The organism is Solimonas fluminis (assembly GCF_002930645.1).
GTDB lineage: Bacteria > Pseudomonadota > Gammaproteobacteria > Nevskiales > Nevskiaceae > Solimonas_A > Solimonas_A fluminis.
In genome coordinates this window covers 35,713-52,927 of the sequence record NZ_PSNW01000016.1, presented here as the reverse complement: position 1 = coordinate 52,927, position 17,215 = coordinate 35,713, and the positions used below count along the sequence as shown (strand labels likewise).

16 protein-coding genes are annotated in these 17,215 nt (G+C 67.6%); 11 read left to right on the top strand and 5 right to left on the bottom strand.

The features are described from left to right. Positions 1 to 91: 91 nt before the first annotated feature. The gene (locus C3942_RS20365; protein ID WP_104232209.1) at positions 92 to 853 is read right to left on the bottom strand and encodes a glutathione S-transferase family protein; all 762 of its coding nucleotides are present in this window, start codon (positions 851 to 853) and stop codon (positions 92 to 94) included. Then, positions 853 to 1,824 carry an alpha/beta fold hydrolase gene (locus C3942_RS20360; RefSeq protein WP_104232208.1) on the bottom strand — a complete coding sequence of 324 codons (972 nt, stop codon included), beginning with the start codon at positions 1,822 to 1,824 and terminating at the stop codon, positions 853 to 855. The genes C3942_RS20365 and C3942_RS20360 overlap by 1 nt, the downstream gene beginning before the upstream one ends. Before the next feature lie 119 nt (positions 1,825 to 1,943). Between C3942_RS20360 and C3942_RS20355 the strand changes: the two genes are divergently transcribed. Next, a complete protein-coding gene (locus C3942_RS20355; protein ID WP_104232207.1) occupies positions 1,944 to 2,573 on the top strand; it encodes a winged helix-turn-helix transcriptional regulator in 630 nt (209 codons plus the stop codon). Positions 2,574 to 2,838: 265 nt separating this feature from the next. After that, positions 2,839 to 3,333 carry a nuclear transport factor 2 family protein gene (locus tag C3942_RS20350; protein WP_104232206.1) on the top strand — a complete coding sequence of 165 codons (495 nt, stop codon included), beginning with the start codon at positions 2,839 to 2,841 and terminating at the stop codon, positions 3,331 to 3,333. Positions 3,334 to 3,468: 135 nt separating this feature from the next. Here the strand turns inward: C3942_RS20350 and C3942_RS20345 are convergent, their stop codons facing one another. Next, positions 3,469 to 4,845, bottom strand: a complete 1,377-nt coding sequence (locus tag C3942_RS20345; RefSeq protein ID WP_104232205.1) for a sigma-54-dependent transcriptional regulator — start codon at positions 4,843 to 4,845, stop codon at positions 3,469 to 3,471. Then, positions 4,842 to 6,608, bottom strand: a complete 1,767-nt coding sequence (locus tag C3942_RS20340) for a sensor histidine kinase (RefSeq protein WP_133164380.1) — start codon at positions 6,606 to 6,608, stop codon at positions 4,842 to 4,844. Before C3942_RS20340 ends, C3942_RS20345 begins: the two co-directional genes overlap by 4 nt. 45 nt (positions 6,609 to 6,653) lie before the next feature. On the opposite strand from C3942_RS20340, the gene C3942_RS20335 reads away from it, so the two are divergent. From C3942_RS20335 to C3942_RS20305, 7 genes are all read left to right on the top strand, one after another. Then, a complete protein-coding gene (locus C3942_RS20335; RefSeq protein ID WP_133164379.1) occupies positions 6,654 to 7,736 on the top strand; it encodes a TonB-dependent receptor in 1,083 nt (360 codons plus the stop codon). Next, complete coding sequence (locus tag C3942_RS20330; RefSeq protein ID WP_104232202.1) at positions 7,736 to 8,203, top strand: type 2 periplasmic-binding domain-containing protein; 468 nt, start codon at positions 7,736 to 7,738, stop codon at positions 8,201 to 8,203. Before C3942_RS20335 ends, C3942_RS20330 begins: the two co-directional genes overlap by 1 nt. Before the next feature lie 192 nt (positions 8,204 to 8,395). Next, a complete protein-coding gene (locus tag C3942_RS20325) occupies positions 8,396 to 9,085 on the top strand; it encodes a thermostable hemolysin (RefSeq protein WP_104232201.1) in 690 nt (229 codons plus the stop codon). After that, complete coding sequence (locus C3942_RS20320) at positions 9,082 to 10,587, top strand: AMP-binding protein (RefSeq protein WP_104232200.1); 1,506 nt, start codon at positions 9,082 to 9,084, stop codon at positions 10,585 to 10,587. The genes C3942_RS20325 and C3942_RS20320 overlap by 4 nt, the downstream gene beginning before the upstream one ends. Then, positions 10,574 to 11,260, top strand: a complete 687-nt coding sequence (locus C3942_RS20315) for an iron-containing redox enzyme family protein (RefSeq protein ID WP_104232199.1) — start codon at positions 10,574 to 10,576, stop codon at positions 11,258 to 11,260. The genes C3942_RS20320 and C3942_RS20315 overlap by 14 nt, the downstream gene beginning before the upstream one ends. Continuing rightward, a complete protein-coding gene (locus C3942_RS20310; RefSeq protein WP_104232198.1) occupies positions 11,230 to 12,033 on the top strand; it encodes an SDR family oxidoreductase in 804 nt (267 codons plus the stop codon). The genes C3942_RS20315 and C3942_RS20310 overlap by 31 nt, the downstream gene beginning before the upstream one ends. A gap of 30 nt (positions 12,034 to 12,063) precedes the next feature. Then, the gene (locus C3942_RS20305) at positions 12,064 to 12,693 is read left to right on the top strand and encodes a tetratricopeptide repeat protein (RefSeq protein ID WP_207766175.1); all 630 of its coding nucleotides are present in this window, start codon (positions 12,064 to 12,066) and stop codon (positions 12,691 to 12,693) included. 151 nt (positions 12,694 to 12,844) lie between these two features. On the opposite strand, the gene C3942_RS20300 is transcribed toward C3942_RS20305, so the two are convergent. Continuing rightward, positions 12,845 to 13,756, bottom strand: a complete 912-nt coding sequence (locus tag C3942_RS20300; protein ID WP_133164378.1) for a helix-turn-helix transcriptional regulator — start codon at positions 13,754 to 13,756, stop codon at positions 12,845 to 12,847. 242 nt (positions 13,757 to 13,998) lie between these two features. Here C3942_RS20300 and C3942_RS20295 point away from each other — a divergent pair, with 242 nt between their 5' ends. Continuing rightward, complete coding sequence (locus C3942_RS20295) at positions 13,999 to 15,552, top strand: acetate--CoA ligase (protein ID WP_104232196.1); 1,554 nt, start codon at positions 13,999 to 14,001, stop codon at positions 15,550 to 15,552. Between the two features lie 47 nt (positions 15,553 to 15,599). Continuing rightward, positions 15,600 to 16,730, top strand: coding sequence for an FAS1-like dehydratase domain-containing protein (locus C3942_RS20290; RefSeq protein WP_207766174.1), 1,131 nt, complete (start codon positions 15,600 to 15,602; stop codon positions 16,728 to 16,730). The last annotated feature ends 485 nt before the right edge of the window (positions 16,731 to 17,215 follow it).

Below are 17,215 nucleotides of genomic sequence, written 5' to 3'. Positions count from 1 at the left end.
ATCTGCTTCGATGCTTGGAAAGTTGGCTCGGGGCCTAAAATGCGGCGAGGGCCACGAGTTGAAGTCCAGAGTGCTCATGGTCGCTTCGTGCTCACGCCGATATTTCACATGATCTACCCCTGTGCTCGCGATAAATGCGGAGCACATAGTCGCAGCCGGGATGATTCTTCCAACGATTAAGCCAATGTTGCCAGCCAGGCGGACGTGGCTCCGGAGTCGGAACCGGAAACTCGGGCGGTAAGCAGGTTGCTTGGAGGACGGCAGCGGCCGTCAAGTCGGCAATGCTGAAGCGGCTGCCGACGAGGTATCCAGTCTTCCCGGATTGTCGGGCGACGAAGTCGAGCGCCTCCGCCGTCACGGTCAACCCCTGCTTAGCGCCAGCCTCGCTGATCCCCATATCGGCGCGCATGATCGCTCGGATAGCGGGGAATGCCCGCACATATAGTCTCTGACTCCACTCTGGTTGCCCGAAAGCAAACCTTCGCGCGCTGTATTCGGTATCGGTCAGCCACTCGAAGAACACCGCGCGGTGCAACGGCGGACCGACCTCAGCATCGAATCGCTGTTGGATCTCAAGTGCCTGGGCGCACTCCGATTTGTCAGAGGGGTAGAGCGGTGGATTAGGGAAGGCCTGCTCGATGTAGTCGACCACCGCGGCCGATGTCTTCAGGACGCTCCCATTGTGGCGCAGGATCGGCATGGCCTTCTGCCCGAAGCGGGGAAGCAGTTGTGCCGCGTGCGGACCCGGCAATAGCGAGTGGCGCACATGTGGGACGCCCTTGTAGTCCAGCGCCCAGCGGGCTTTCTCAGGATACATGGAAAAGCGGAACTGCCAGAGTTCGGGAGGGCTCATCACGATTCTCGTGTTCGGGATAGCGTGCTGCCGTTGGGGCGGTCAGCCGGATGGGAAGCCAGCTGCCGCTCTGAGGGTGTCGGGTTGTCAGCAGCCAAGGCATTCCACCAGTTGTTGATGGCTTCACTGAATTCAGAAGGCGCATCAGATTGCAGGAAATGGCCAGCGCCGCGCAGTACCTTCGTGGAATGGTTTTGAAAGATGGCTTCGCAGCGCTCACGATACTTCTCAGTGAAGATCGGGTCCTTGTCAGCCCATAGGATCAGCGTAGGAAGATCTTTGATCGAATCGAGTCGGGTGGCCAGGTCCGTGAAGAACCTATGAGCACCGATGAGTTCCCGGGGAAGTATGGCGCAAGGGTAGCGACGCTCCGGTGTCGGCATCGCCTCGCGGTAGTGACGCATCTCTCCTTGAGACAGCTTCCGCCGCTTGTGCGCGGACGGGATGAAGTAGTCGATCAATAGATTGAAGTGGCTGACCATCGCTCGTCCGATCGACCCACCCATGCCGCGGGAGAAGATCTCGCTGCTGAGATCACCGTTCAGCGGCCATGCCCACGTATTGGTCAAGATGAAGCGCTCGAACCTATGCGGTTGCTGCTGTGCCGCATATAAACCAAAAGGTCCTCCCCAGTTGTGGGCCACCAGAGTAATCCCATTGAGTTCGAGGCGATCAAGAAAGGTCACAAGCAGCCGTGCGTGGTCCTCGGCCAGGTAGGTATAGCCGGGGGCGCCGGTGGACAATCCGAATCCTGGAAAGTCGAGGGCAATGCATCGGAACCGGTCCCTCAAAGCGAGGATCACTTCTCGCCATACAAAGGACCAGACCGGGTTGCCGTGCAGCATCAGCAAAACCGGCCCCGACCCCTCGTCGACGTAATGCACGAGGTTACCGTCCACTTCAACAAAGCGGCTTTTGAAGGGGAACAACTCGCTATCTACCCATGCCGGACGTTCGCTCGCGGTCGTCATGCCGCCCCCTGCCGTGTTTGCTCGCCATCCACAATACACTTTATTTTGAAGTTAACAATAGAAAGTGAAGTATGATTGGACGGCATCGCTAATCCGCCGCGGCTAAGGCTAAGGGACTAATGGAGACTAAACGGTCGTACGGGCAGTACTGCGGATTGGCGCGGGCTCTCGATATCGTTAGCAGCCGGTGGAGCCTGCTGATCGTGCGCGAGCTGTTGATTGGCCCAGCCAGATACGGCCAGCTACAGGCCGGCTTGCCGCGAATTTCCACCAATCTGCTCGCAGAGCGCCTGCGGGAATTGGAAGAAGCCGGTGTCGTACAACGTCAACTCGATACCCACACCAATGGCGTTGCCTATGCGCTCACCCCTTGGGGGAGTGAACTTCGCGGCGCGATAGCAGCGCTGGTGAACTGGAGCAGGCCCCTCATGGTGTCGGGTCCGAAGGGAGATAGCTTTCAGCCGCATTGGTTGGTGGTAGCCGTCGAATCACTGTTACTCGGAAGGCGGTTCGAGGAACCGGCCGTTGCGGGCCTGGAAGTCGACGGTGCAGTCCTCACTGTAAAAGTCGACGAAATGGGGAGCCGAGTCGTGCTCAATGAGAGCCAGAAACCCGAGTCGGTATTTCGCGCGGAGGCTAGGGTCATTTTGGGACTTGCTGCAGGAATGCTAACGATCGATCAAGCCATTTCTATGGGGGAATTGCGCGGCCAAAAGCGAGATCTTGCTGCGATATTTTCCGCACGGTGATGGAGCGCGGAGGCAGCATTGCCGCCTGAGCGTTATCGGGCGGGGCTCGGCGAGGCCGCCCCTGAACCTGGGCGTTAAGCGTCCCGGAAGTGGTCGTTCGTGATCGGTGAGAATTGGCACAAGGCGGTCAGTGAAATCGCCGGGTTCTATCCCAACACGGCCTCCAAGCTTTCGAAGGAAAGTCGTCCGGCCAGACGACGTCCTCACCCCGAGCAGCGGCATACCCTGCCGTCACAAGACCCGTAGAGCCGGTGGGGACCGTCCGATGACCCAAGCCAACGCCAAGCTGCAGGACCGCATCGCACTCGAAGACCTCGCCATCGAGTACGCCAATGCGATCGATGCCCGCCAGTGGGACAGGCTCGACAGCGTGTTCCTGCCCGACGCGCGGATCGACTACAGCGCCACGGGCGGCATCGACGCGCCCTACGCCGAGATAAAGCCCTGGCTGGCGAAGTCCCTGTCGTTCTTCCGGAGCCACATGCATCTCATGGGGAACTTCCGTTTCGAGATCGCTGGCGACCAGGCCACCGGGCAGGTGGCCTGCTACAACCCGATGGTGATCCGGAACCTGCTGGGGGTCGGTACCCGGACGGTGGTGTTCGGCATCTGGTACCACGACCGCTACGTCCGGGGCGAGCAGGGGTGGCGCATCGCGAGCCGGCGTCAGGAGCTGTGCTACACGCTTGGCATGCCGCTGTGGATGCGCATCGGCCGCTACCTGTACGCGAAGCTCCAGGCCAGGCAGCGGCGAGGCTAGGGCAGCGAGGCCGATCCCCTCCCGGCGTCCCGCGGGCTGGGGGCGCAGTAACCGAGGAGTCCCGCCGGGAGGAGCCTCGGGATGACCATCGTCACTACCGCCTTTGACCGCCCTGGTTCGACCGGCGTCGAGCGCCTACTCCGCATTGGCTCCCAGCCGGTACTTCTTCAGCTTGTACCAGATCGAGCGCTCGCTGATCCTCAGCAGCTGCGCAGCCCGGGTCTTGTTGCCGCCGGACTGGGCCAGGGCTTCGCCGATCATGCGCATTTCCAGGTCCTGGACCGCGGCCTCCAGATCCAGGCTGGCCGGCAGGGTGGCGCTGTCCGGGGCATTGGGCAGGGCATCGGTCCCCGCTTCATCCAGCGGGAAATGCGCCAGGTCCAGGGGGCCGCCGCCGCTCAGGATATTGGCGCGCTCCACCATGTTGCCCAGTTCGCGGATGTTGCCGGGCCAGCGGTACTGCTGCAGGTACTCCAGGGCCTGGGTGGTGATCCCGGGGTGAGGGCGGGCTCCCCGGTGGAGGCCGTCCAGGAAATGGCGAACCAGGGCCGCCAGGTCCTCCAGGCGGTCGCGCAGCGGCGGCAGTTCGATGCTGAAGACGTTGAGGCGGTAGTACAGGTCTTCCCGCATCAGCCCCTCGCGTACCGCCTGGCGCGGTACGCGGTTGGTGGCCGCGATCACCCGCAGGTCCAGTTCGATCGGGGTATTGCCTCCCAGCCGCTCGATCACGCCCTCCTGCAGCACCCGCAGCAGCTTGGCCTGCAGCGCGATCGGCATCTCCGTGATCTCGTCCAGGAAGACCGTGCCGCCCTGGGCCAGCTCGAACTTGCCGACGCGGTCCTTCAGCGCACCGGTGAAGGCGCCCTTCTCATGGCCGAACAGCTCGCTTTCCAGGATGTCGGCCGGTATCGCGGCACAGTTGATCGGAACGAACAGGCCTTCCCCGCGCGGCGACGCGCGGTGGATCGCCCGCGCGACCACCTCCTTGCCGGTGCCGGTCTCGCCGGTCAGCAGCACGCTGGCGCGGGTGGGGGCCACCTGCGCGATCTGCTGGCGCACGCGCTGCATCGCAGCTCCCGTGCCGACCAGGCCGTCCCAGCCGCGGTCCACCTCGCCGCGCAGGAACTGGTTCTGCTGCTGCATCTCGTGCACCGCGAATACGCGCCCGATGGCGAGATCCAGGGCCTCGTTGTCGAAGGGGCGCAGCAGGTAGTCGCAGGCACCCAGGCGCATGGCCTCCACGGCGCTCTCGATGCTGCCCTGGGCCGTGATGATGATCAGGGGCAGGTCGTTGCCGGCCGCGCGCAGTTCGCGCAGCAGCTCGATGCCGTTCATGCCGGGCATGCGCAGGTCGCTGATCACCAGGTCGACCGGGTGCGCCTGCGCCATCGCGAGCGCCTGGCGGCCGTCCTCGGCGCTGAGCGTGCGGTAGCCGCGGCGCGACAGCATGATCTCCAGCACGCGCCGCATGTTGGCTTCGTCGTCCACGACCAGGACGCGTCTCTTGTTCATGGGATACGGGTTCCTTGAAGCGGCAGCCAGAAGCGGAAGCAGGCACCGCCGAGGCGGCTCTCGCCGGCGGAGATGTCCCCGCCGTGCTGGCGCAGGATCTGCCGGACCACCGCCAGGCCCAGGCCCAGTCCGCCTTCGCGCTTGAAGACGAAGGGGTCGAAGATGCGGCCGCGGTCGGCCGCCGCGATGCCCGGGCCGTCGTCCGATACCTCCACCAGCAGGCGCCCGGGCTCGTTGCGGCTGGCGATCTCGATGCGTCCCTCCGGCGGCAGGATCTGCAGCGCGTTCATCGTCAGGTTCAGCAGCACCTGCGTCAGCTGCTCGCCGTCGGCGTCGAGCATGCTCTGGCTCGCCTGGAGATCGAGCTCGAAGCGGATGCGGCGGTCACGCAGCTGCGTATTCAGCAAGGTCGCCGCGTGGCGCGCCAGCGCATGCAGGTCCACCGCCGCGAACTGCGGGCTGCGCGTGCGCGCGCTGTCGAGCAGCGAGCTGACCAGGCGGTTCAGGCGTCCGGTCTCGCTGTCGATGATCTGCAGCAGTTCCCTGGCCTCGGGGCCCAGGCCTTCTTCCTGGCGCAGCGTCTGGGCGGAGCTGCGCAGGATGCCAAGCGGTGTCCGCACCTCGTGCGCCAGCAAGGCCGTCACTTCGCCCACGGCCGCCAGCTTCGAGGCCTGCGCCAGGGTCTGCTGCGAGTGCGCCAGGTCATCCACCAGCCTGACGAAGCTGCGTCCCAGTTCGCCGATCTCGGCGGGGCCGCCCTCCGGCAATTGCGGCCGTTCGCTGGGTTGCGCATAGCGCCGCGTGAAGTCGGTCAATGCCAGGACCGGCCGGGCGATCTTGCCGGCCACCAGCAGCGAGGCCAGGATGGTGACCAGTGCCGTGACCGCGAGCAGCCCGGCGAAGGCCCAGGCCATGCGCTGCACCGGCGCCAGCGCCACCTGCCTCGACTGCAGCATCAGGTAGGACCATCCCAGTCCGGGGAAGCGGCCGAGGCCGGGCGAACGGGCGTGGCCGACGATCACGGCGCCTTCCGCATAGGGATGTCCATCGCGGTCGAAGGCATGCAGGCCCCCGGGCGGCGGCCACCAGCCGGCGGGCAGCGAGCGGTCCCGGTCGATCTGCGGCAACAGGCCCGACGAGGCCCCCAGGGGCAGGCCCCCGGTATCCACCAGCAGCAGTTGCCGGGTGGCGTCGGACGCATGGTCCAGCACGGCCTGCATCGCCGCCCAGTCGAATTCCAGCAGCAGGTCGCCGGCGTCGCCATCCTCGAACTGGGATGGAATCGCCACCCTCAGCAGCATGATCCGGCCCTCGGCCTCTTTGCGCGGCCGTTCCACGCGCACCAGTCCGCCGGGCAGCGCCGCCTGGGCCCAGGGCCTCGGCGCGGCATGGACCTGGCCGATGCGCGCGGCATCGCTGCTGGCGACGATGCGGCCCTGGGCGTCGACGGCATGGAGCGCGCGGTAGGTGCCGCCATAGCGGAGCTTCATCTCCGACAGGAAGGAGGACAGGCGCTTGTCGACGTCGTCGATCCGCAGGTCCTGCATGACTTCCAGGTGATTCCAGGTCGTGGCGTTGAGCAGCCGCTCGTAGAGCAGCTGGTCCGCCTCGGCCGAAACCGCCGCGGTACTGCGCATGACGCCTTGCTCGATCTCGCCCAGCATCGCCGCGCGGCTGCGGTCGAAGGCGAGGCGCGTCAACGCTACCGCCGGCAGCAGGCTGACCAGCAGGAAGGCGAACAACAGGATTCGGCGAATCGTCACGGTGCGCTAGAGTAAGTCTTTCCCGGGTTTGAGCGGCAGTCCTCGATGCTGAACAGGTTTGATTCGCTTTTGCGTGCGGCGGCATGGTCGCTGGCCTTCGCCTGTCCGGCCGTCCTGGCGCAGGCCGTTGAAGAACAGGCCGCGGCCGTGCAGGGGAATCCGGCGCCGGGCTATCGCCTCGGCCAGGGGATCGTGCTGGGCGACAGCGGCTTCACCGCGGGTGGCTACGCGGTGATGGCCTACGACGGTACCGGCGGCGCGCCGGGCGATCCTGACTGGCGCGCAGGTCTGGACGCGCTGAGCGGATTCCTGTGGTGGGACGGCGGCGGGCGCTGGCAATTCTTCACCGAGGTCGAGCTGGAGGATGGCTTCCTGGCCACCTCCGACGAGATCACCGTGGACGACGCCTATCTCGGCCTGGAGCGCTTCTACTTCGACTACCGCTACAGCGACTCGCTCAAGCTGCGGCTCGGCAAGTTCCTGACGCCCGTCGGCCACTGGAACCTGATCCATGCGGCGCCGCTGGTCTGGACCACCTCGCGTCCCTTGATCACCGAGGCCACGTTCCCGGTGAACGCCACCGGCGCGATGCTCACCGGTGTGCTGCCCTGGCTGCCGCGGGGCCTGGAGTATTCGATCTACGGCTCGCCCGGCCAGGAGCTGTTTCCCAATCCCGAACTCGATACCTTCGAAGAAGCCTACGGCCTCCATCTGTCCACGGAAATCCTGCCGCAGCTCAGCGTCGGCCTGTCCTTCGTCGACTTCGAGCTGGACAGCAGCGCCGACCAGCGCCGTCGCCTCTACGGTGCCGACTTCCAGTGGAACTGGCAGCGCTACGAACTGACAGGCGAGTTCGCCTACCGGATCACCAGCCTGACCAATGCCGAGCGCGACGAGCAGGGCGGCTACCTGCAGCTGGCGGCCCCGCTGGGCGAGCGCCTGTTCGCCGTCGCCCGCTACGAGACCTTCCGCGACACCGCCGCCACGCGCGATCTCAATGTCTACCTGGGCGGCCTGAACTACCGTCCGCGTCCGGGGCTGGTGTTCAAGGCCGAATACAGCCGGGCCACCGACAACGACATCGACGCCCGCGACGGACTGCTGGCGTCGTTCGCGGTGCTCTTCTGATGCGCCTGTTCCTGCTGGTGCTGCTGGCCGCCGTCGCCGTCTTCGCGCAGGCGGCCGAGCCGGTGATCGCCGTGATCGTCCCGGCGGACCGCCAGGCCGCATCGCTGGACCTGGACGATGTCTCGCTGATCTACAAGCGCAAGAAGCTGCTCTGGCCCGATGGCCGGCGTATCGAGCCGGTGAATCTGCCGGCCGACCATCCCCTGCGTCGCCGCTTCACCGAATCGGTATTGCGCCTGACGCCCGAGGCGATGGAGGGCTACTGGAACGAGCAGTACTTTCATGGCGTGCGCCCGCCGCATGTGCTGGCTTCCGAGGCGGCCGTGCTGCGCTTCGTGGCCGCCACGGGCAACGCCATGGGCTACCTGGCGTACTGCGCGATGGACGAGCGCGTGCGGGCGGTGGTGCTCGTGGATGCCGAAGGGCGGCTGCTGCCGCCGGATACTCCCGTCGACTGCAGCCGCTGACCCTGCAAGATTTGTCGGACGGATCTTGCGGTCCCGACAAGTCCTGCCGGCCATGGGGCCGGCCGCCGTGGCCGGGAATTCATCTGGAAACCGTTATCTAACAATCGCTTGAGGCAGTGGTGCCGGGCTGGCACCGCCGTTGCTCCCCTTCTGGCATGGCCCACCACGGGTCCAGACCAGGAAGCGAGTTTCATGTTCTCCCATGCTCCAACCGCAGGCGATGCCCGCACGGGCGCGGCCCCTGTCGAAGGCGCTCCGGCGTCCGCTGTCCGGCTCTGCCTGGCCGAGCGCGAGGAACGCCTCCTGCTCGAGCGCTTCATCGCCGAGCGCTTCGCGGACGCCTATGGCGCCGAGCTGCGGCGCTTCATGCCGCGACTGTTCGGCACCTACGACGCCGGCGGTCGGCTGCATGCGGCCTTCGGCATGCGCTCCGCCGCGGAGGAGCGCCTGTTCCTCGAGTGCTACCTCGACGAGCCGGTGGAGCAGCTGGTCTCCCGGCGCGCCGGGGAAGCCGTTTCACGCCGGCATATCGCCGAGGTCGGGAACCTGGCCGGCGCCACGCCGGGTGCGCTGCGCGAACTGATCCCCCTGCTGACGCGGCTGCTGCATCGCCAGTCCTTCCACTGGGTGGTCTTCACCGGTGCGGCGCGGCTGTGCAACGGCTTCAGCCGGCTGGGCCTGCCGCTCAGCGTCATGGCTCCCGCGCCGATCGGGCGTCTTCCCGAAACGGAGCGGGCCTACTGGGGCAGCTACTACCGCCACTCTCCCTCCGTGATGCTGGGAGACGTGCGCAACGGCTGGAGCCAGCTCGAGGAGATGGCGTCGTCACCGCGCGCGCTCGCCGCCGCGCTGGCGCCGGTCGCCCGGGTGGGGGCGCCGTGAGCCGGGTCCTCGATGCGATCCGGGAGCATGCCCGCCGCCAACCCGCGGCGCTGGCGCTGCATGGCTGCGAAGCACGCCTGAGCTACGCGGAACTGGCCGATGCCATCGAACGCCTGGCGGCGCAGCTCGCGTCGCGCGGCCTGCGCGTGGTCGGCCTGCTGGCCGACAACGGCCTGGGCTGGGCGCTGGCCGACCTGGCGGCCCTGCGCGCCGGCATACGCCTCGTACCCCTGCCGCCGTTCTTCTCGCCGCAGCAGATGGCCCATGCCCTGCGCAGCGCCGGTGCCCAGGCCGTGCTGGCCGATCCGGCCCTGGCCGCCACGGGTCCCTTCGCCGGGCTGCCGGTGGAGGCGCTGGAACTGGGCCTGGGGCCGGCCGTGCTGAGCCTGCTCCGCCTGCCTCCGCAGCCCCCGGCGCAAATCCCGGACGGTACCGCCAAGATCACCTACACCTCCGGCACCACCGGGGAACCCAAGGGAGTCTGTCTCGCCCAGGAGCAGATGGAACGCGTCGCCCAGGCGCTGGCCGAGGCCAGCGGCGCGGCCCCGGGTGATCGCCACCTTTGCGTGCTGCCGCTGGCGACGCTGCTGGAAAACCTTGGCGGACTGTACGCGCCGCTGCTGGCAGGTGCCGCTGCCTGCCTGTGGCCGATGTCGGAGATCGGCCTGCGCGGGGCTTCCGGATTCAATCCCCGGCTGCTGCTCGAAGCGCTGGAACTGGCACGGGCCAGCACGGCGATCCTCGTGCCGCAGATCCTGCAGGGGCTGGTCGAGGCGATCGAGGCCGGTCTGCCGCGCCCCTCGCAGCTGCGATTCGTCGCGGTGGGCGGAGCGCCGGTGGCGCCGCGGCTGCTGGAGCGCGCGCGAGCCTCGGGCTTGCCGGTCCACGAGGGCTACGGCCTGTCGGAGTGCTCTTCCGTCGTGGCGCTCAATACCGCCGCCGCGGACCGTCCCGGCAGCGCCGGCCGCCCGCTGCCGCACGTGCGCGTCTCCTTCGCGCCCGACGGCGAGGTCCTGGTGTCGGGCAATGCCTTCCTCGGCTACGTCAACGAGCGGCCCCGCGCGGCGGACGAGCCGGTGGCCACCGGCGATATCGGCCATCTCGACGCCGACGGCTACCTCTGGCTGACCGGCCGCAAGAAAAACATGTTCATCACCGCCTTCGGGCGCAACGTGGCGCCGGAGTGGGTCGAGCGCGAGCTCTGCCTGCAGCCGGCGATTGCGCAGGCCGCCGTATTCGGCGAAGCCCGTCCCTGGAATGCCGCGCTGATCGTGCCGCGGCCGGGCGCGACCCCGGATGCGGTCGATGCAGCCCTGGCCGAGGTCAACGCCATGCTGCCGGACTATGCGCGAGTGCGTCACTGGCTGGCGGCCCGGCAGGCCTTCACGCCGCAGAACGGGCAGCTCACCCCCAACGGCCGCCTGCGGCGCGCCAGCCTGCTGGCGCAGTACGGCGCCGCACTCGACTCCCTCTACCAGGAACCCCAGCATGAGTTTCTATGATGCCTTGCAGGACGCCACGGCGGCCGATCGCGCCGAACTGCTCGGCCTGCCGCTGTTCGCCGATGCCCTGGCCGGCCGCGTCACCCGGCCCCTGTACATCGCCTTCCTCTCGCAGGCCTATCACCACGTCAAGCACACCGTGCCGCTGATGATGGCCTGCGGCGGTCGCCTGACCGACGACTACGAATGGCTGCGCGGCAAGATCGTGCACTACATCGAGGAGGAGTACGGCCACCATGAGTGGGTTCTGAACGACATCCGCGCCGCGGGGGGCGACCCCGATCGGGTGCGCTACGGCCGCCCGGCGGTGCCCACCGAGCTGATGGTGTCCTACGCCTACGACACGGTGATGCGCGGCAATCCCGTGGGCTTCTTCGGCATGGTGCATGTGCTCGAAGGGACCAGCACCGCGCTGGCGACACAGGCGGCCCGGCAGATTGCCCAGGCCGTGCAGTTGCCCAGCAGCGCCTTCAGCTATCTCGCCAGCCATGGCGCGCTGGACGTGGGCCACGTCGATTTCTTCCGCGAGCTGGTGGACCGGCTCGCCGAGCCGCGCGATCAGGACGCGGTGATCCACGCCTCGCGCATGTTCTACCGCCTCTACGGCGACATCTTCCGCCATCTTCACCAGGAGCATTCCTCATGCATCTCCAAGACCGCTGCATCCTTCTGACCGGCGCCACCGGCGGCATCGGCCGGGCCGCGGCCCTGCAACTGGCCGCGCGCGGCGCGCGGCTCTGGCTCAGCGGCCGCCGCGAGGAAGAGCTGCTGGCCCTGGCCGCGCAGATTCGCCGCGAGGGTGGGCGGGCCGAGGTGCTGGCGGCCGACCTGACCGCGCCGGGCGCGGCGCGCGACCTGGTCGCACGCCTGCGCGGTTTCGAGGTGCGGCTGGACATGGTCATCAACTGCGCCGGCGCGATGCACTTCGGCTACTTCGAGTCGACGCCGCCCGAGGCCATCGAGCAGCTCTGGCGCACCAATGTCCTGGCGCCGATGCAGCTGGTGCAGGCGGCGCTGCCCATGCTGCGCCAGGGCGGCGGACTGGTCGTCAACGTCGGTTCCATCTTCGGATCCATCGCCTTCCCCTGCTTCGCGACCTATTCCAGCACCAAGTTCGCCCTGCGCGGCTTTTCCGAGGCCCTGCGCCGGGAACTGTCGGGCAGCGGCGTGGAGGTGCTGTATTTCGCCCCGCGCTACACCCGCACCGCCCTGAACAGCGGGGCGGTCAGCGACATGGCCAGCGCCCTGGCGATGAATCAGGACGAGCCCGAGGCCGTCGGCTCCGCACTGGTGGAAGCCATCGAGCGCAACCGCAAGGAGCGCTACCTCGGCTGGCCCGAGAAGCTGTTCGTCCGCATCAACGCCTGGTTTCCCCGCCTGGTCGATGCCGCGCTGCGCAAGCAGGGACAGCAGATGCGGCCCTATGCGCTGCGTCAGCTGCCCTGAGTCCCATTTCGCCTTCCAGGAGAAAACATCATGATCCGCAAGCTGTTCCTGGGGCTGCTGCTCGGCAGCCTCGCACTATCCTTCGCCGCCCGGGCCGAAACCGTGGAAGAAGGCCTGCCGGCGCTGCAGCATGGCTGGGCCGAGGCGTACTACGTCACGGCTGCCGCCGACAAGGAGAAGCAGTTCGAAAGGCTGGGCGCCCGGGCCGCGCAACTCGCGGCCGCCAACCCGGGACGCGCCGAGCCGCTGGTATGGCAGGCCATCATCCTGAGCAGCCATGCCAAGTTCGAGGGAGGCCTGGGAGCGCTCGGCAAGATCAAGACCGCGCGGGAACTCCTGCTGCAGGCGGAAAAGATCCAGCCGGCCGTGCTGGACGGCTCGATCTACACCTCGCTGGGCAGCCTCTACGCCAAGGCGCCGGGCTGGCCGATCGCCTATGGCGACAGGAAGAAGGCGGCCGAGTACCTGCAGCGAGCGCTGCAGATCAATCCCAACGGGATCGATCCCAACTACTTCTATGGCGACCTGCTGCTGGAGCAGGGCAACCGCGCCGAGGGAGAAAAGTACCTGCGCAAGGCGCTGGCTGCGCCGCCGCGTCCGGGACGGGAGGATGCCGACACCGGCCGCCGGGCCGAGATCGCAGCCTTGCTCGGCAAGTGACCGGCGCCCCGGGCGGTTCCATCCGGAACCGCCCGGGGCGACTCCGTGGCGGGCCGCGGGGCCGGCGGATTCCCGCCGGGTACCGGACGGAAAGCGAGGTCCGCCCCGCGGCGGGTCACGGCCTCCCGCCGCATCGCCGCCCGGACCTTGCTCAGGAGTTCGCCAGCGCCGCCGGCCGCGGAAAGCGCACGTGCTGGATCGCCCGGAACGAGGGCAGGGCCTGGCGGTATTGCCCTGGCGTCAGCCCGGTGGCGCGGCGGAAGGCGTAGCAGAAGTTCGAGGACGACGAGAAACCCAGGGTGCCGGCGATCGAGGCCACGCTCTCGTCGGCGGCCAGCAGCCGCTTGGCATGCCCGATCTGGCGGTCGGCCACGTGCTGGCCTACCGAGCAGCCGCGCGCCACGCGGAAGGCGCGCGTCAGCTGGCGCACGGACAAGCCGCAGAGTCCGGCCAGCTCCTGCAGGCCCGGCGCCTCGCGCACCTCATATAGCCGTTCCTCGATGCGCCGCAGCTGCCAGGGCGCGAGTCCGCCCTGCACGCTGCGCTCGGGCAAGGCCATGCCGTAGCGCAGCAGGTCCACGCTGACCTGCGCAGCGATCGATTCCACCAGGATCTGGCTGGCGAAGCCCGGGTGTCGCGCCTCGTCGGCCAGGCGCAGCAGGCCCTGGCGCACCTGGGCATCCCGCACGTCGAGGCCCAGCAGCAGGAAGCGCTCGCTCATCTCCGGCAGACGGTCGAACAGCGCCAGCACCGGTGCCAGTTCCAGCAGGCAGATCACCGAGGACAGCGGGCGGTCCTCGTCGCTGCGCGCGGCCATCTCGATGGTGGGCGGTACCACGAAGACCTCGCCGATGCGCTCGTAGCGGCTGCTCTGCCAGCCCGCGAAGCAGGCGCGCGCGCTGCGGTGGCGGGTGTTCAGGCAGAGTTCCACGCGGATCTTGTCGTCCATGGAGACGACGCTCTCGGGCGGCTCGCCGAAGCGGTAGTGCACGAGCTGCACCTGCGCGCTGGGAGTCTCCAGCGCCGCCTTTACCTCCATCGTCGCCCGCGCGCCCTGTTTCATCGTCAGCATCATCGACCGATGCAGCCCTGGTGGAGCCGATTATGCACCCGCGAACGGCGGTGGCGATGTCGCCGCGAAGGCCTGCGGCAACAGCTTTGCCATCCCGGACAATCGGCAGTTCTTGTCGGGATGTTTTACTAATACAACAATTATTGCACATTGACAACAACAGTCAGCGTCTGTTCTGATGCCTCCGGCGCGAGGGGAGACCAGCGCCCGGCATACATTCCCAGAGGGAGCAGATGAGCAAGCTGACGGACTACAGCCGCTACGCCGACGCGCAGCAGCACTACTCGATGGAGGCGGTCTGGGCCCTGTTCGACGGGGACAAGCAGTCCTTCAACATCGCCCACGAGTGCATCGACCGTCACGCCGCCGACGCCCGGCGCATCGCCGTCCGCGTCGCCCATGCCGACGGCCGCGACGAGATCATCGGGTTCCGGGAGCTGTCGCAGTGGTCCAGCCGTTTCGCCCACTGGCTGCTGGCCCAGGGCGTCAGGCCGGGCGATCGCGTCGCCTTCATGCTCGACCCCTCGCTGGCCTTCTACACCGCCATGTTCGGCGCCATGAAGACCGGCGCCATCAGCGTGCCGCTGTTCACCCTGTTCGGGCCGGAAGGCCTGCAACTGCGCGTGGCGGACTGCACGCCGGTGATCCTGGTCACCAATACCGAGAAGGCCGGGATGGCCAAGGCCTCGGCCAATACCCGCGTGGTGGTGGCGGACGACAGCCTGTTCGAGGAGCTGAAGGCCTACCCGGATACCTTCAAGGTCGACACGAAGGCCGATGACCTCGCCGCCTTCCAGTACACCTCGGGGACCACGCGCGAGCTGCCGGCGGCGGTCAGGCACACCCACCGCTCCATCGTCGTGCTGGCCCTGGCGGCGCTGTACGGCACCGGCGTGCGCCCCGGAGACGACTTCTTCTGCCCCTCGTCGCCGGCCTGGGGCCATGGCATGTGGCATGGCACGCTGGCGCCGCTGTCGCTGGGCGTGACCACCGGCACCATGTCCGGCAAGTTCGCGGCGCTGCGCCTGCTGCAGGCCCTGCAGGACTATGGCATCACCAACCTGTCCGCGGCGGCCACGCACTACCGCATGATGAAGGCGACCGGGGAGGCGGAGAAATTCCGCTTCAGGCTGCAGAAGCTGTCCTATACCGGCGAGCCCATCGACCCCGCCACCCTGGAATACACCGAGAAACTGTTCGGCCGCCCGGTCTGCAGCATGTACGGCACCACCGAGGTCGGCGTCGTGCTGGTCAACTACCCCGGCGCGCCGGACTTCACGGTCAAGCCCGGCTCGCTGGGCAAGGCCATCCCCGGCCAGACCGTGCAGGTGCAGGACGCCGGCGGCAAGCCCTGTGCCCCGCGCCAGATCGGCGAGCTCAAGCTGCTGCGCCGCGGCGAGTGGGTGCCCACCAAGGATCTCGGCTGGATCGACGAGGACGGCCACTTCTACCACGGCGGCCGCGCCGACGACGTCATCATCTCCGCCGGCTGGACCATGAGCGCCGTCGAGATCGAGAACGTCCTGCTCAAGCACCCGGACGTGCGCGAGGCCGCCGTCATCGGCGTCAGGGACTCGCTGCGCGGGCAGGTGGTCAAGGCCTTCGTCGTCAGCCCGCGCAGCCAGAGCGAGGCCTTCGTCCGCGAACTGCAGGACTTCACCCGCGAGCGCCTCAGCCAGCATGAATTCCCGCGCCAGATCGCCCTGGTCGAAGAGCTGCCCAAGACCCCTGCCGGCAAGGTCAACCGCAAGGTCCTGCGTGACCGCGAGAACGCGGCCGCCGCCTGACCCCCCATTACCGATTCCGGATTCAAGAACCTGAAGGAGAGATAGAGATGCCCAACGACATGTCCGCCGCGTTCCCCAAGATCACCGAAAAGGGCCTGGATGAACTGCGCCAGCGTATCGGCGTGCCCATTACCGACACCGTCGAGCCCTGGAACTACGAGGCCACCCGCGACGCCATCCGTCACTATGCCCACGGCATCGGCGACGACAACCCGCTGTGGTGCGATCCGGACTACGCCGCCCGGTCGCGCTTCGGCGGCATCGTGGCGCTGCCCAGCTTCATGTTCACCACCAGCCGCATCGTCTCCGGTTACGTCGGCGGGCTGTCGGGCGTGCATGCCATGTGGGCCGGTGCCAACTGGCAGTGGCACAAGCCGGTGCTGCGCAACGACACCATCCGCACCGAGGCCAAGCTCAAGGACCTGATCGAGCACCAGACCCGCTTCGCCGGCCGCTCCTTCCAGCAGATCTACAACGTCAGGTTCTACAACCAGAGCGGCGACTTCGTCGCCGAGGCCGACAGCTGGTGCTTCCGCACCGACCGCGACGTGGCGCGCGAGAAGGGCACCAAGTACACCGAAGTGAAGGCCCGCGAGCCCAAGAAGTACACCGACGACGAACTGTCGAAGATCTTCGAGCTCTATGCCAAGGAAGAAGTGCGCGGCGCCACCCCGCGCTACTGGAAGGACGTGAACGTCGGCGACAAGCTGCCCACCATGGTCAAGGGTCCGATGACCGTCACCGGCTTCATCTGCTACGCGCAAGGCTGGGGCGGCCTCTACATCCGCGCCAACAAGCTGGCCTGGGCGCAGCACCACAAGCACCCGGGCCTGGGCATCAAGAACCGCTTCAACATCCCGGACTGCCCCGAGCGCGTGCACTGGGAAGAGGAGTTCGCCCTCAAGGTCGGCACGCCGGGCGCCTACGACTACGGCCCGGAGCGCTGCTCCTGGCTGACCCACCACCTGACCAACTGGCAGGGCGATGCCGGCTTCCTGCGCAGCGCCCACTGCCAGATCCGCCGCCACAACCCCGAGGGCGACACCGTCTTCATCAACGGCGAAGTCATCCGCAAGTTCGAGGAAGGCGGCCGCAAGCTGGTGGAGATCAAGCAGATCGCCACCACGCAGACCGGCGAGACCTCCGCCTTCGGCGGCGGCGTGGTCGAGCTGCCCTGATGTGACCGCCACGGCCTGCGCTGCGGAGTGCCGCGGCGCAGGCCGTCCGAAAGGCCGATTCGCGATTCTCCCGCGGGAGCCAGAATCGCAGAAAACCGGCCACTTCCTGCATGCAGGGACAAGAGGGCTGCCGCTGTGGTGTCTGGCGGCTCGACAGCCTGCCGTCTATCGTGGGATGCGTGGTCCTGAAGCCGTAGAGGAAGTGAAGGGAGCCCGATGCCGACGCAGCGGAGGGCCCCGGGGCCGGGTTGGTCGTGTGCGAATCAACTGCGCGGAGGAGACGAGATCATGGAGTCGCTTGCTTCGGTTGCCCCGCGGGCGACGGCAAGATCCTGGGCCGCCCAGCCGGCTCGCGCCGCGTCCCATGCTGCGGTGCATCGTCCGGCGCGTCCTCGCCACGCGAGACACCCTGCCGGCGCAGACCATGCGCACTGCAGCAGCAGCAAACTCGTTTGTCGCACCGGATCAAGGCAGGCGCGCCGCGC

Coding starts and splice junctions, on each gene's coding strand:
- C3942_RS20290 (WP_207766174.1), top strand. CDS start 15,600: ATGCCCAACGACATGTCCGCCGCGTTCCCCAAGATCACCGAAAAGGGC.
- C3942_RS20365 (WP_104232209.1), bottom strand. CDS start 853: ATGAGCCCTCCCGAACTCTGGCAGTTCCGCTTTTCCATGTATCCTGAG.
- C3942_RS20325 (WP_104232201.1), top strand. CDS start 8,396: ATGTTCTCCCATGCTCCAACCGCAGGCGATGCCCGCACGGGCGCGGCC.
- C3942_RS20305 (WP_207766175.1), top strand. CDS start 12,064: ATGATCCGCAAGCTGTTCCTGGGGCTGCTGCTCGGCAGCCTCGCACTA.
- C3942_RS20360 (WP_104232208.1), bottom strand. CDS start 1,824: ATGACGACCGCGAGCGAACGTCCGGCATGGGTAGATAGCGAGTTGTTC.
- C3942_RS20345 (WP_104232205.1), bottom strand. CDS start 4,845: ATGAACAAGAGACGCGTCCTGGTCGTGGACGACGAAGCCAACATGCGG.
- C3942_RS20300 (WP_133164378.1), bottom strand. CDS start 13,756: ATGAAACAGGGCGCGCGGGCGACGATGGAGGTAAAGGCGGCGCTGGAG.
- C3942_RS20295 (WP_104232196.1), top strand. CDS start 13,999: ATGAGCAAGCTGACGGACTACAGCCGCTACGCCGACGCGCAGCAGCAC.
- C3942_RS20335 (WP_133164379.1), top strand. CDS start 6,654: ATGCTGAACAGGTTTGATTCGCTTTTGCGTGCGGCGGCATGGTCGCTG.
- C3942_RS20330 (WP_104232202.1), top strand. CDS start 7,736: ATGCGCCTGTTCCTGCTGGTGCTGCTGGCCGCCGTCGCCGTCTTCGCG.
- C3942_RS20310 (WP_104232198.1), top strand. CDS start 11,230: ATGCATCTCCAAGACCGCTGCATCCTTCTGACCGGCGCCACCGGCGGC.
- C3942_RS20350 (WP_104232206.1), top strand. CDS start 2,839: ATGACCCAAGCCAACGCCAAGCTGCAGGACCGCATCGCACTCGAAGAC.
- C3942_RS20355 (WP_104232207.1), top strand. CDS start 1,944: ATGGAGACTAAACGGTCGTACGGGCAGTACTGCGGATTGGCGCGGGCT.
- C3942_RS20315 (WP_104232199.1), top strand. CDS start 10,574: ATGAGTTTCTATGATGCCTTGCAGGACGCCACGGCGGCCGATCGCGCC.